A 12,985-nucleotide genomic window follows, 5' to 3' on the forward strand; every position below is an offset into this window, starting at 1 on the left:
CATGAGCACCGCAGACACCCCCGGTGTGGTGCGGGACGCCGTCGACGGCCCGGCGAAATCCGGGCCGTCCGGCGCCACCACCCGTACCGGATCCGGAAACAGAACCGCCTATCTCGTCTATGTGGCGGGCAAGTTGGGCGGCGCGGCCGTCTCGCTGTTCGCCGTCCTCGTCACCAGCTTCTTCCTCTTCCGGATCATCCCCGGTGACCCGGTCAAGGCCATGACCCATGGCGTACCGACATCGGCCGAGCAACTGGCCACACTGCGCAGGCAGTTCGGGCTCGATCTGCCGCTGTGGCAGCAGTTCACCGACTACTGCGGCAAGGCGCTTACCGGTGATCTGGGCACCTCGTACCAGTTCCACGCACCGGTCGGGGAGCTGATCGCCCAGAAGGTGCCGGCAACGCTGCTGCTCACGGGCGCCGCCGTGGTGATCTACTCGGCGCTCGGCCTCTGGCTCGGCACCCGCTCCGCCTGGCACAACGGCGGGCTGGGCGACCGGCTCAGCACCGGTGTGGCGCTGACGCTCTGGTCGGTGCCCGCCTTCTGGCTCGGGCTGCTGCTGATCATCGTCTTCTCGGTGGGCATCGGCCCCATCCCCGGCATGTTCCCCACCGGCGGGATGGAGTCCGGTGATTCGTCGGGCTTCGGCTACGTCATCGATGTGGCGCACCACATGGTGCTGCCGGTGCTGACCCTGGTCGCGGTGGGGTACGCGCAGACGCTGCTCGTCATGCGGTCCTCGCTGCTGGACGAGATGGGCAGCGACTATCTGACGACGGCGCGCGCCAAGGGGCTGCGGGACGACCTCGTACGCCGCCGGCACGCCGTGCCCAACGCGCTGCTGCCCACCGTCACCATGGTCTTCATCAATCTGGGCCATGTGGCGGGCGGTTCGATCCTGGTCGAGACGGTGTTCTCCTGGCCGGGACTCGGCGGTCTGTTCTACCAGGGGCTGAGCGTGCCCGATCTGCCCCTGGTCCAGGGGCTGTTCCTGGTCTTCGCCGGCACGATGATCGTGATGAACCTGCTGGCCGACCTGATCTATCCGCTGCTCGACCCCCGGGTGGGCCGATGACCTTCGCGAAGACCCCGGAATCGCTGCCCGAGAGGCCCGAGGGTCCTGAGGCACCTGAGGGACCCGAGGGGGGACCTGCGGGACCACTGCCAGCAGAGCCACTGTCCGGGAAGCCGCCCCCGTCCGCGTCCTCGTACGCCTGGGCCCGCCGGCGTGGCTCGGTAGCCCGCTTCTGGACGAACTACCGCGCACACCGTGCCGGGCTCTTCGGCCTCGCCTCACTCGGCCTCGTCGCCCTGATGGCCGTCTTCGCGCCGCTGCTCGTCGGCGGCGACGTGCAGAGCGTGACCAACGCGCCGGGCAAGGCCCTTCAGCCGCCCAGCGGCGCGTTCCCGCTCGGTACGGACCAGTTCGGGCGGTCGCTGCTGGGACTGCTGATCTGGGGCTCCCGGATCTCACTGACCGTGGGGCTGCTGGCCGCCGCGCTGTCGGTGGCCATCGGCACGCTGGTCGGCATCATCGCCGGGCACTACGGCGGGTGGTTCGCGACGGTGGTCATGCGGATCACCGACTGGTTCCTGGTGATGCCGACGCTCGTCCTGGCGATCGTGCTCGCGACGGTCATGTCCCGTTCCATCTGGACGGTGATCGTGGCCATCGGTGTCACCAGCTGGCCCACGACGGCACGGCTGGTGCGGGCGCAGACCATCGCCGTGGAGTCCCGCCCGTACATCGAACGGGCGCGGGCGCTCGGCGGCGGCCACGGCCACATCATGGGCCGCCACGTGCTGCCCAACGTGATGCCGCTGGTCCTCGCCCAGACGACGCTCGGTATCTCCAGCGCGATCCTGACCGAGGCGACGCTCGCCTTCCTCGGCCTCGGTGATCCGACCATCGTCTCCTGGGGCGGCATGCTCCAGGACGCGCGCGAGGCGGGCGCGGTGTCCTCCGGGCACTGGTGGTATCTCGCGCCGCCCGGCCTCGCGATCGCGTTCGTCGCGCTCGCCTTCACACTCTGCGGCCGTGCCATCGAGGCCGTGCTCAACCCGAAGCTGGGGGTGTCCCGTTGAGCCGGCAACCGAGCCTGCTGGAGGTCAAGGACCTGCGCGTGACCTACGGCTCCGGGGCATCCGCCGTCCCCGCCGTACGGGGAGTCAGCCTGGCCGTCGAGTCCGGCCGCAAGCTGGGCATCGCCGGCGAGTCGGGCTGCGGCAAGTCCACCCTGGCGCTGGCACTGCTCCGGCTGCTGCCGTCCTCCGCGCGGCTGACCGGCGAGATCCTGCTCGACGGTGAGGACGTCCTCACCATGAAATGGGGCCGGCTGCGCGCCGTACGGTGGGCGGGAGCCTCGATCGTCTTCCAGGGCGCGATGCACTCGCTCAACGCGGTGCACCGGATCGGGGACCAGATCGCCGAACCGGTCCTGCTGCACCGGCGCACCACCCCCGCGGCCGCCCGCGAACGGGCCGGGGAACTCCTGGAACAGGTCGGTCTCCCGGCCGCCCGCGCCGACGCCTATCCGCATGAACTCTCCGGCGGCCAGCGCCAGCGCGTGATGATCGCGATGGCGCTGGCCTGTGATCCCCGACTGATCGTCGCGGACGAGCCGACCACCGCGCTCGATGTGATGATCCAGGCGCAGATCCTGCGGCTCATCGAGCGGCTGGTCGCCGATCAGGGCATCAGCCTGCTGATGATCAGCCACGACCTGGCGGTGCTCTCCGACACCTGCGACCGGCTGGCCGTCATGTACGCCGGCCGGATCGTCGAGGAGGGCCCCGCGCGGGAGGTGTACGACGCGGCGGAACATCCGTACGGCCAGGCGCTGTCCGCCGCCTTCCCCCGCATCGGCGACCTCGCCTCGCGCCGCGCCCCGCGCGGGCTGCCCGGCGACCCGCCGGACCCCTCCGCGCTGCCGCCCGGCTGTACGTTCCACCCGCGCTGCCCGGTCGCGCTGGACGGCTGCTCGCGGGAGGACCAGGAACTACGGGACGCGGGCCCCGGCAGGCGCGCGGCCTGCGTACGGATCGGCCCGACGGTCCTGACGCAACCGGCGCCGGCGGCTTCCCCGGCCGCGGAGCCGCAGCCGTGACGACCGCGCGAGGTACGCACCACAGCCCCGGTACGGCCGACGGCCCGCCACGCCCCAGGAGCCACCCATGACGACCACTCCCCCGGCCCCCCTGCTGTCGGCCGCCGAACTCAACGTCACCTTCCCCGGCCGACGCGGCGGCCCGCCCGCCCGTGCCGTCGACGGCGTCGATCTCGACATCGCCGCCGGGGAGATCGTCGCCCTGGTCGGCGAGTCCGGCTGCGGCAAGACCACACTGGCACGGGCGCTGCTCGGTCTCGTACCGCCCACGGCCGGACGCGTCACCTTCGACGGCGAGCCCCTGGGATACGGCTCCCGCGCCCTCAAGGCGTACCGCAAACGCGTCCAGTTGGTGCTCCAGGATCCCAGCGGCTCCCTCAACCCGCGCCACACCGTGTACGACGCGGTGGCCGAGGGGCTAAGGATCCACGGCTACCGGGGCAACGAGCGCGAGGCCGTCGCGGAAGCCCTGTCCCGCGCCGGACTGCGACCGCCGGAGCGGTTCTTCCTGCGCTACCCGCACGAACTGTCCGGCGGCCAGCGCCAGCGCGTCGTCATCGCGGGCGCGCTCGTCCTCGAACCCGAACTCGTCGTCGCCGACGAGCCGGTGGCCTCCCTGGACGCGTCCGTACGCGGCGAGATCCTGGCGCTGCTGCTGTCCCTGCGGGACGAACTCGGCCTGTCCGCGCTGGTGGTGACGCACGACCTGGGTCTCGCGTGGAACATCGCGGACCGGGTGGCGGTGATGTACCTCGGCCGGATCGTGGAGACGGGCCCGGTCGAGGATGTCCTGATGGCGCCTCAGCATCCCTACACCCAGGCGCTGTTGTCCGTCCTCCCGGAATCCGCCGACTCCCCGGTCGTCCTCACCGGCGAACCCCCGGACCCGTCCCGCATCCCGAGCGGCTGCCGCTTCCACGCGCGATGCCAGGTACTGGCGTCGGGGGAGGCGGAGCGGGCGGGGGTCGCGGAACAGTGCCGTACGGGGGAACTGCCGGTGCTGGGAGGCGGGGCGGGGGCGGGGGTGGCGTGCCATGTCGCGTCGTCGCGGGCGGGCGCCTGAACGATGCGGGGTCGCCGTCCGGCGTGGCGCCGGGTGCGGGTGCGGTGCGTTGGTGGGTGCGGGGGCCGGGGCCTCCGGAGGCGCATGTCCGGACTGCATGATTTACGCCGCGTGCGGGTGTGTTCTTCGAGCGCGGGTCCGTGAGCGGCACACATCACGCTCTACGTCCGGACACGTCACCTCCTGCGACCCCGACCCCCTCCCGCCGGTTCCCCGCCTGCGGCCCGGTGGGGGGGCTGTGGCGGGCAGTGGAGGGGGTCGCGCAGGGGGCGTGTCCGGAACGTAAAGCGTGATTTGTGGCGCACAACAACCAGGACGCCGGGATCCGGTCCGCACGTGCCATAAATCATGCAGTGCAGGACATGGCCCCGGAGCGGCACCCGGCAACAACCCGCACCCGAAAAACCGGCCCCAGCCAACAACGCACCCCCAAGAGGCGCGCTACGCGTCGTACGAGTCCGTCAGAGCCCGCGACCTCTTCACGTCGTCCCCGATCGCTTCCAGCAGCCCCTCGATCGAATCGAACTTCCGCTGCCCCCGCACATACGCCAGGAAATCGACCGTCACATGGAGCCCGTACAGGTCCAGCCCGACCCGGTCGATCGCATACGCCTCAACCGTCCGCTCGACCCCCTCGAACTGCGGGTTCGTGCCGACCGAGATCGCCGACGGCATCCGTTCGCCGTCGGCCGTCAGCCAGCCCGCGTACACGCCGTCCGCCGGGATCGCGGTGTGCGGCAGGGTCTCCACGTTGGCTGTGGGGAAGCCGAGTTCGCGTCCTCGTTGCGCGCCGCGTACCACCACGCCCTCGACGCGGTGCGGCCGGCCGAGGATCTCCGCCGCGCCCGCGACGTCGCCCTCGGCGACCAGCCTGCGGGTCAGGGTGGACGAGAAGGGCTCGCCGCCGCCCGCCTCGCCGGTCACGTACAGGTCGACGACCTCGACCTCGTAGTCGTAGGTGGCACCCAGGTCGGTGAGGACCGCGACATTGCCCGCGGCCTTGTGGCCGAAGCGGAAGTTGGGGCCCTCGATGACCGCGCGGGCGTGCAACTTGTCGACCAGGACCTTCACGATGAAGTCGGCGGGCGACAGCTTCGAGAAGTCGAGGGTGAACGGCAGGATCAGCAGCGCGTCCACGCCCAGGTCCGCCATCAGTTCGGCGCGCCGGTGGTGCGGGGCGAGCAGGGGCGGGTGACTGCCGGGGCGTACCACCTCGCTGGGGTGCGGGTCGAAGGTCACGACGACGGACGGCACGCCCAGTTCCCTCGCCCGGTCCACCGCGCGGCCGATGATCAGCTGGTGTCCGCGGTGCACCCCGTCGTAGGAGCCGATGGTGACGACGCTGCGCCCCCAGTCCTGGGGGATGTCCTCCAAGCCACGCCAGCGCTGCACTGTGACCGCTCCTCGCCCGAAAACTCTGCCTGAATTACTCATATCGTCATCGCCGATGACGCAGCACTAAGACTGCCATGCCCGGCGCTCCGGCTTCGCATCGGCCACCGGGGTCCGGCGTCTCGGTCCGAGGGGGATCGTCTGACGAACGCGCCCCTGCGTCCCTCTGATGGAGGGAAACGTGGAGCGGGCCGGTCCTCCGGCCCGCTCCATGTCTCAGCCGAAGACCGCGAGGCTCTTGGCCTTGCCGTGCTGTTCCTCGACCAGCGCCAGGAAGCGCCCGTCGGGGCCGAACGCGGCGACCGGCCCGGTCGCGTACGCCGGCATGTCCAGCCGTACGCCGTTGAGCAGCAGCTTGCCGCGGCGTTCGTCCACGTCCCAGCGCGCGAAGGCGGCGGCGGCCGCAGCGGCGACCGGCATGACGGTCAGCTCCTGCTGGAGCTGGTCGAGCGTCCGTGCCGCGTCGAGCGCGTACGGACCCACCCGGGTCCTGCGCAGCGCGGTGAGGTGGCCGCCGACGCCGAGGCCGGCGCCGAGGTCACGGGCGAGTGCGCGGATGTACGTGCCGGAGGAGCAGACGACGGAGACGACCAGGTCGAGAACGGGGGTGCCGTCCTCGGCCACGGCCTCGCGGACGTCGTACAGCCGGAAGGACGAGACGGTCACCGGCCGGGCCGGGATCTCGAACTCCTCGCCGCCGCGCACGCGTGCGTACGACCGCTTGCCGTCGATCTTGATGGCGCTGACCTTCGACGGCACCTGCATGATCGCACCGGTCAGGGCGGCGATCCCGGCGTCGACGGCCTCTCGCTTCACCGCGGAGGCGTCGGTGCTGGAGGTGATCTCACCCTCGGCGTCGTCGGTGACGGTGTCCTGCCCCAGCCGGATCGTGCCGAGGTACTCCTTCTCGGTCAGCGCGAGGTGCCCGAGGAGTTTCGTGGCCCGCTCCACACCGAGAACGAGGACGCCCGTCGCCATGGGGTCCAGCGTGCCGGCATGGCCGACCCGCCGGGTCTTGGCGATTCCGCGCATCTTGGCGACTACGTCGTGCGAAGTGAAGCCCGACGGCTTGTCCACGATGACAAGCCCGTCGGGCGTCTTGTTCTGCTGAGTCATTCCGCGGCGGCGCCGTCCTCGTCGTCCTCGTCGTCCTCGTCGTCCTTGCGGTACGGGTCGGCCCCGGCCGCGTAGGTCTTGCCGGTCGACACCTCCCGTACCTCCGCGTCCTTGGCACGCGCCTTGTCGAGGAGGTCCTCGATGGTACGGGCGTTGTCCGGCAGGGCGTCGGGGACGAATGCCAGCGTCGGCGTGAAGCGGACGCCGGTCTGGCGGCCCACCTCGGAGCGCAGGACGCCCTTGGCGCTCTCCAGAGCCGCCGCGGAGGCCGCGCGCTCCTCGTCGTCGCCGTAGACCGTGTAGAAGACCGTGGCCTCCCGCAGGTCGCCGGTGACGCGGGCGTCCGTGATGGTCACGAAGCCCAGTCGCGGGTCCTTGATACGCCGGTCCAGGGTCTCCGCGACCACGACCTGGATGCGATCGGCCAGCTTGCGGGCCCGCGCGTTGTCGGTCACCGGTCCGTCACTCTTCCTTCTGGGTTTTCTTGTCTTACAGGTCAGTCTTCGTCGCCGTGCAGCCGCCGTCTCACCGACAGCAGCTCGACCTCGGGCCGGCCGGCGACCAGGCGTTCGCACCGGTCCAGCACGTCCGTCAGATGGCCCCAGTCACCGGAGACCACCGCCAGGCCGATCTCGGCCCTGCGATGGAGGTCCTGGTCGCCGGTCTCCGCCGCGCTCACCGCGAATTTACGCTGAAGCTCGGCGACGATCGGCCGGACGACGGAGCGTTTCTCCTTCAACGACCGTACGTCGCCGAGGAGCAGATCGAAGGACAGAGTCCCCACATACATGCGGATCCGGATGTCCCGCCGGTACGGGTTCAGACGCCTGCCAGCGCTTGGCAGGGGCGAGAAGAACCGTACACGCAGCGACCGGGGCCGATCGACGGAATATGTTCCCGTCGACCGGCCCCGGACCGCTTGTCACGCGTCAGCCGCGCGGCTTCTCGCGCATCTCGTACGTCGCGATGACGTCGTCGATCTTGATGTCGTTGAAGTTTCCGAGGTTGATACCGCCCTCGAAGCCTTCGCGGATCTCGGTGACGTCGTCCTTGAAGCGGCGCAGACCCTGGATGTTGAGGTCCTCCGCGATGACCTTGCCGTCGCGGACGAGCCGGGCCTTGGTGTTCCGCTTGACCTCGCCGGAGCGGATGAGAACACCCGCGATGTTGCCCAGCTTGGACGAGCGGAAGATCTCGCGGATCTCCGCCGTACCGAGCTCGACCTCTTCGTACTCCGGCTTGAGCATGCCCTTGAGGGCGGACTCGATCTCTTCGATCGCCTGGTAGATGACCGAGTAGTAGCGGACGTCCACACCTTCGCGGTCGGCCATCTGCGCGGCACGCCCGGCGGCGCGCACGTTGAAGCCGATCACGATGGCGTCGGAGCCCATCGCCAGGTCGATGTCCGACTCGGTGACCGCACCCACACCGCGGTGCAGGACGCGGATGTCGACCTCTTCGCCGACGTCGAGCTGGAGCAGCGAGGACTCGAGAGCCTCCACCGAACCGGACGCGTCGCCCTTGATGATGAGGTTGAGTTCCTGCACCAGACCGGCCTTGAGGGCCTCGTCCAGATTCTCCAGGGAGAACCGGACGCCCCTGCGGGCGAAGGCCGCGTTCCGCTCACGAGCGGCACGCTTCTCGGCGATCTGCCGGGCCGTACGGTCCTCGTCGACCACCAGGAAGTTGTCACCGGCACCGGGGACATTGGTGAGCCCCAGGACCAGGACGGGCGTCGCCGGGGAGGCTTCCTCGACGTTGTTGCCGTTGTCGTCGAGCATCGCCCGGACACGGCCGTACGCGTCACCGGCGACCATCGTGTCACCGACGCGCAGCGTGCCGCGCTGGACGAGCACGGTGGCGACGGCGCCTCGACCGCGGTCGAGGTGCGCCTCGATGGCGATACCCTGCGCGTCCTGTTCCGGGTTGGCCCGCAGGTCGAGCGAGGCGTCCGCGGTGAGGACCACGGCCTCCAGCAGGCTGTCGATGTTCTCGCCCTGCTTGGCGGAGATGTCGACGAACATCGTGTCGCCGCCGTACTCCTCGGCCACCAGACCGAACTCGGTGAGCTGACCGCGCACCTTGGTCGGGTCCGCGCCCTCGACGTCGATCTTGTTGACCGCGACCACGATCGGCACGTCGGCCGCCTTGGCGTGGTTCAGCGCCTCGATCGTCTGGGGCATCACACCGTCGTTGGCCGCGACCACCAGGATCGCGATGTCGGTGGACTTGGCACCACGGGCACGCATGGCGGTGAACGCCTCGTGACCCGGGGTGTCGATGAAGGTGATCTTGCGCTCTTCACCGTTGACGTCCGTGGCGACCTGGTACGCACCGATGTGCTGCGTGATCCCGCCGGCCTCGCCCGCGATGACGTTCGTCTTGCGGATCGCGTCCAGCAGCCTGGTCTTACCGTGGTCGACGTGACCCATGACGGTCACGACCGGCGGACGGGACACGAGGAGTTCCTCGCCGCCCTCGTCCTCGCCGAACTCGATGTCGAAGGACTCGAGCAGCTCGCGGTCCTCCTCCTCGGGGCTGACGATCTCCAGCACGTAGTTCATCTCGGTGGCGAGGACCTGAAGGGTCTCGTCGGAGACGGACTGGGTGGCGGTGACCATCTCGCCGAGGTTCATCATCACGGCGACGAGCGACGCCGGGTTGGCGCTGATCTTCTCGGCGAAGTCGGTGAGGGACGCACCGCGCGACAGGCGGACGCTCTGTCCGTTGCCGCGAGGCAGCATCACGCCGCCGACCGACGGGGCCTGCATGGCCTCGTACTCCTGGCGCCTCTGCCGCTTCGACTTGCGGCCACGACGGGCGGGCCCGCCGGGACGGCCGAACGCGCCCTGTGTGCCACCACGGCCGCCGGGACCACCCGGACGTCCGCCGAAGCCGGGACGGCCACCGCCGCCGCCGAAGCCGCCGCCACCGGGACGACCCGGAGCACCGCCGCCACCACCGGGACGACCGGCGAAACCGCCGCCACCGCCGCCACCGGGACGACCGGCGAAACCGCCGCCGCCACCGGGACGACCGCCGCCGCCACCGCCGCCACCGGGACGACCGCCGCCACCGGGACCACGGCCACCGCCGGGGCCACCGCCGGGACGCGGACCGGCCGCGGGACGCTGCGGCATCATGCCCGGGTTCGGGCGGTTGCCACCGGGACCGGCACCGGCGCCGGGACCCGCGGGGCGCGGAGCCTGCGGACGCGGCATGCCACCCGGGGTGGGACGGCCGGACTGCGCACCGGCGCCGCCCTGCGGACGGGGACCGCCCTGGCCGGAGCCCTGCGGACGCGGGCCACCGGGGGCACCGGCACCGCCGGGACGCGGGGCGCCGCCGGGACGGGGCGCCTGCGGGCGCGCCATGCCGGTGGAGCCACCTGAGGTGAAGGGGTTGTTGCCCGGACGCGGGCCCGCGGGGCGGGCACCACCGGGACGCGGGGCCTGGCCGGGGCGCGCACCGCCGGAGCGGCCGCCCTGACGCTGGTCACCCTGTCCGCCACCCTGGCGCTGGTCGTTCTGACCGCCGCCCTGGCGCTGGTCTCCCTGGCCACCCGGACGGGCGGAGGGACGCGGGCCGGGGGTCGCACCGGGCCGCGGGGCGGCCGGAGCCGACGGGGGCGCGGTGAACTCCGGGGCGGCCGGAGCGGCGGGCGCCGGCTTCGGCGGGGCCGCGGCAGGCCGCGGGGCGGCCGGGGCCGGACGCGGGCCGGGGGTCGGCGCACCTGCGGAGGGGCTGCTCTTGGGGGCCTCGGCGGGGGCCGGCTTGGGAGCCGGGACACCGGGCTTGGGGGCAGCGGGACGTGCCACCTGCGCCGGGGAGGGCGCGGCGGGCTTCGCGGGGGTCGCCTTGCGGGGCGCCCCGGGCTTGGCAGCGGACTTGCCGGCGTTACCGGCGGGTCCCTGCAAAGCGTCAGTCAACTTGCGCACGACCGGCGCCTCGATCGTCGAGGACGCCGAACGGACGAATTCACCGAGTTCTTGGAGCTTGGCCATGACGACCTTGCTCTCGACGCCGAACTCCTTGGCGAGTTCGTATACCCGGACCTTAGCCACTTCGCTCCTTTTAGGTCCGGGTTACCGCCGGACCGTCGCTACTTCATGGGCGTACTCATCGCGTACTCATCGAGTGCTCATCGCAATCTCGACCTACTTCCAACTCGCGAGGTACCTGAACCGCACGGGGTTCCGTGCCGTACTTCTTCTTGCTGTGCCGCCTGCTCGAGATACCGGCGCAGTTCCGCGCTGTCGAGCGGTCCCTGAACCCGGAAGGCCCGGGGGAACGCCCGGCGGCGGACCGCCAGATCGAGACAGTTCAAGGCGGGGTGCAGATACGCACCCCGGCCGGGCAGCGTACCGCGTTGATCGGGAACACACTGTTCTTCGATCACCACGATGCGCAGCAGATCGTTCTTGGCCGCTCGTTCCCGACAGCCCACGCAGGTTCGCTCAGGGCAGACGCGGTCACTTGTCCGGCCAGACGCAATCAAGTCTACCTCCCCGCACCGACCTCACTCCCCTGGGGCAAGGCTCGAACACACGCTGTATCAAAAGATCACGTCAGCGTGCGACAGGAACCTCGCCGCGATGCGAACGAGATCCCCGCCGTCGGTCATTCCCGGCGTTGTCGCCGTGTGTCAGCCGCGGTCGCGGTCCCCGCGCGCACGGTCTCCGCCGTCGCGGTCCCGGTCGTCCCGGCCGCCGCGGTCGTCGTCGTCCGTCTGCTCCGTGTCCGGGCGGATGTCGATGCGCCAGCCGGTGAGGCGGGCGGCGAGCCGGGCGTTCTGCCCTTCCTTGCCGATCGCCAGCGACAGCTGGTAGTCCGGCACGGTCACCCGCGCGGAGCGGGTGCCCAGGTCCACGACCTCGACCTTGCTGACCCGGGCGGGCGACAGCGCGTTCGCCACCATCTCGGCCGGGTCGTCCGACCAGTCCACGATGTCGATCTTCTCGCCGAGCAGCTCGGCCATGACATTGCGCACACGGCCGCCCATCGGGCCGATGCACGCGCCCTTGGCGTTGAGGCCCGACCGTGTCGACCGTACGGCGATCTTGGTACGGTGGCCGGCCTCGCGGGCGATCGCGGAGATCTCGACGGAACCGTCCGCGATCTCCGGGACCTCCAGCGCGAAGAGCTTCTTCACCAGGTTCGGGTGGGTACGGGACAGGGTCACCGAAGGACCGCGCACGCCCTTGGCCACCCGCACCACGTACGTACGCAGCCGCAGACCGTGGGTGTACTCCTCGCCCGGCACCTGCTCCTGGACCGGGAGGATGGCCTCCAGCTTGTCGTCCAGCTTGACCAGCACGTTCTTGGGGTCCTTGCCCTGCTGGACCAGGCCGGCGACGACATCGCCCTCACGGCGCGCGTACTCGCCGAAGGTCACGTCGTTCTCGGCGTCCCGCAGGCGCTGCTGGATGACCTGACGGGCCGTGGTCGCGGCGATCCGGCCGAAGTCCGACGGGGTGTCGTCGAACTCCTTGGGCTCCTGGCCCTCCTCCAGATCGGCCGGGTCCTCCTTGGCCCAGACCGTGACATGACCGGTGTCCCGGCTCAGTACGACACGGGCGCGCCGGTGGCTGCCGTCCGTGCGGTGGTAGGCGATGAGGAGTGCCGATTCGATCGCTTCGACCAGCAGATCGAAGGGAATCTCCTTCTCTTGTGCCAAGCCCTTCAGGAGCTTCACATCGATGTCCACGGCTACGCCTCCTCTTCCTTCTTGTCCTTGCGGTTGAACTCGATCTCCACGCGCGCCTTGGCGATCTGCGCGAACTCGACCCGGCGGGCGGTGGGCTTGCGCCCCTTCACGCCCGGCACTTCGAGATCGAGGCCTTCGTCGTCCACGGTGAGGATGCGGGCCACCAGCTCGTCGCCCTCGTGCAGTTGGAACCGGGCCAGCCGGCCGACGGCGCGCAGATAGTGGCGGCGCTCGGTCAGCGGGCGCTCCGCCCCCGGAGAGGTCACTTCGAGCTGGTATTCGTCCTCGCCCATCGCGTCCGTCTCGTCGAGCTTCTCGGAGACGGTGCGGCTCAGCTCGGCACACGCGTCGAGGTCTACGCCCTCGTCGGAATCCACCACGACTCGCAGCACGCGACGCCTGCCTGCCCGGGACACCTCGACCTCTTCCAGATCCAGGTCCTTCGCGCTGACGAGCGGTTCCAGCAGTCCGCGCAGCCTTTCGCTCTCGGTGGTGCTCATCCGGGTGACTCCTCGGCCGCGTGTGCTGTTGTGGGATCGTCGTGCGTCAGATCAAAGGGTATCCGGTCCGAAGGGGTGTTGCCGCCCACCCACGGGT

The 12,985-nt window shown here is 70.7% G+C and carries 12 protein-coding genes; 4 read left to right on the top strand and 8 right to left on the bottom strand.

Annotation, left to right across the window (positions count from 1 at the left end):
• The first annotated feature begins 1 nt into the window (after position 1).
• The 4 genes from ACIOJD_RS00140 to ACIOJD_RS00155 all read left to right on the top strand — a co-directional run bounded on the left by ACIOJD_RS00140 (position 2) and on the right by ACIOJD_RS00155 (position 4,173).
• The gene (locus ACIOJD_RS00140; protein WP_401907375.1) at positions 2-1,078 is read left to right on the top strand and encodes an ABC transporter permease; all 1,077 of its coding nucleotides are present in this window, start codon (positions 2-4) and stop codon (positions 1,076-1,078) included.
• The gene (locus ACIOJD_RS00145; RefSeq protein ID WP_401907376.1) at positions 1,075-2,088 is read left to right on the top strand and encodes an ABC transporter permease; all 1,014 of its coding nucleotides are present in this window, start codon (positions 1,075-1,077) and stop codon (positions 2,086-2,088) included. The genes ACIOJD_RS00140 and ACIOJD_RS00145 overlap by 4 nt, the downstream gene beginning before the upstream one ends.
• Positions 2,085-3,110 carry an ABC transporter ATP-binding protein gene (locus ACIOJD_RS00150; protein WP_401907377.1) on the top strand — a complete coding sequence of 342 codons (1,026 nt, stop codon included), beginning with the start codon at positions 2,085-2,087 and terminating at the stop codon, positions 3,108-3,110. The genes ACIOJD_RS00145 and ACIOJD_RS00150 overlap by 4 nt, the downstream gene beginning before the upstream one ends.
• A 67-nt stretch (positions 3,111-3,177) precedes the next feature.
• Entirely contained in the window at positions 3,178-4,173 is a 996-nt protein-coding gene (locus ACIOJD_RS00155) for an ABC transporter ATP-binding protein (RefSeq protein WP_401907378.1), read from the top strand.
• A gap of 441 nt (positions 4,174-4,614) precedes the next feature.
• On the opposite strand, the gene ACIOJD_RS00160 is transcribed toward ACIOJD_RS00155, so the two are convergent.
• The 8 genes from ACIOJD_RS00160 to rimP form a co-directional block, all read right to left on the bottom strand.
• A complete protein-coding gene (locus ACIOJD_RS00160) occupies positions 4,615-5,565 on the bottom strand; it encodes a bifunctional riboflavin kinase/FAD synthetase (protein ID WP_401907379.1) in 951 nt (316 codons plus the stop codon).
• 216 nt (positions 5,566-5,781) lie between these two features.
• The gene (gene truB, locus ACIOJD_RS00165; protein ID WP_401907380.1) at positions 5,782-6,681 is read right to left on the bottom strand and encodes a tRNA pseudouridine(55) synthase TruB; all 900 of its coding nucleotides are present in this window, start codon (positions 6,679-6,681) and stop codon (positions 5,782-5,784) included.
• Positions 6,678-7,136 (bottom strand): 30S ribosome-binding factor RbfA, encoded by a 459-nt coding sequence (rbfA, locus tag ACIOJD_RS00170; protein ID WP_401907381.1) that lies wholly within the window; start codon positions 7,134-7,136, stop codon positions 6,678-6,680. The genes truB and rbfA overlap by 4 nt, the downstream gene beginning before the upstream one ends.
• Before the next feature lie 41 nt (positions 7,137-7,177).
• Positions 7,178-7,471: a DUF503 domain-containing protein gene (locus tag ACIOJD_RS00175; RefSeq protein ID WP_401890707.1), complete on the bottom strand. Its 294-nt coding sequence runs from the start codon at positions 7,469-7,471 to the stop codon at positions 7,178-7,180.
• A gap of 139 nt (positions 7,472-7,610) precedes the next feature.
• Positions 7,611-10,745 (bottom strand): translation initiation factor IF-2, encoded by a 3,135-nt coding sequence (infB, locus tag ACIOJD_RS00180; protein ID WP_401907382.1) that lies wholly within the window; start codon positions 10,743-10,745, stop codon positions 7,611-7,613.
• Positions 10,746-10,822: 77 nt separating this feature from the next.
• The gene (locus tag ACIOJD_RS00185) at positions 10,823-11,176 is read right to left on the bottom strand and encodes a YlxR family protein (RefSeq protein ID WP_401908813.1); all 354 of its coding nucleotides are present in this window, start codon (positions 11,174-11,176) and stop codon (positions 10,823-10,825) included.
• A 150-nt stretch (positions 11,177-11,326) separates the two neighbouring features.
• Positions 11,327-12,388 (bottom strand): transcription termination factor NusA, encoded by a 1,062-nt coding sequence (nusA, locus tag ACIOJD_RS00190; protein WP_401907384.1) that lies wholly within the window; start codon positions 12,386-12,388, stop codon positions 11,327-11,329.
• A gap of 2 nt (positions 12,389-12,390) precedes the next feature.
• Positions 12,391-12,888, bottom strand: coding sequence for a ribosome maturation factor RimP (rimP, locus tag ACIOJD_RS00195; protein WP_401907386.1), 498 nt, complete (start codon positions 12,886-12,888; stop codon positions 12,391-12,393).
• Positions 12,889-12,985: the final 97 nt, after the last annotated feature.

The organism is Streptomyces sp. NPDC088116 (assembly GCF_044741745.1).
Taxonomy (GTDB): domain Bacteria; phylum Actinomycetota; class Actinomycetes; order Streptomycetales; family Streptomycetaceae; genus Streptomyces.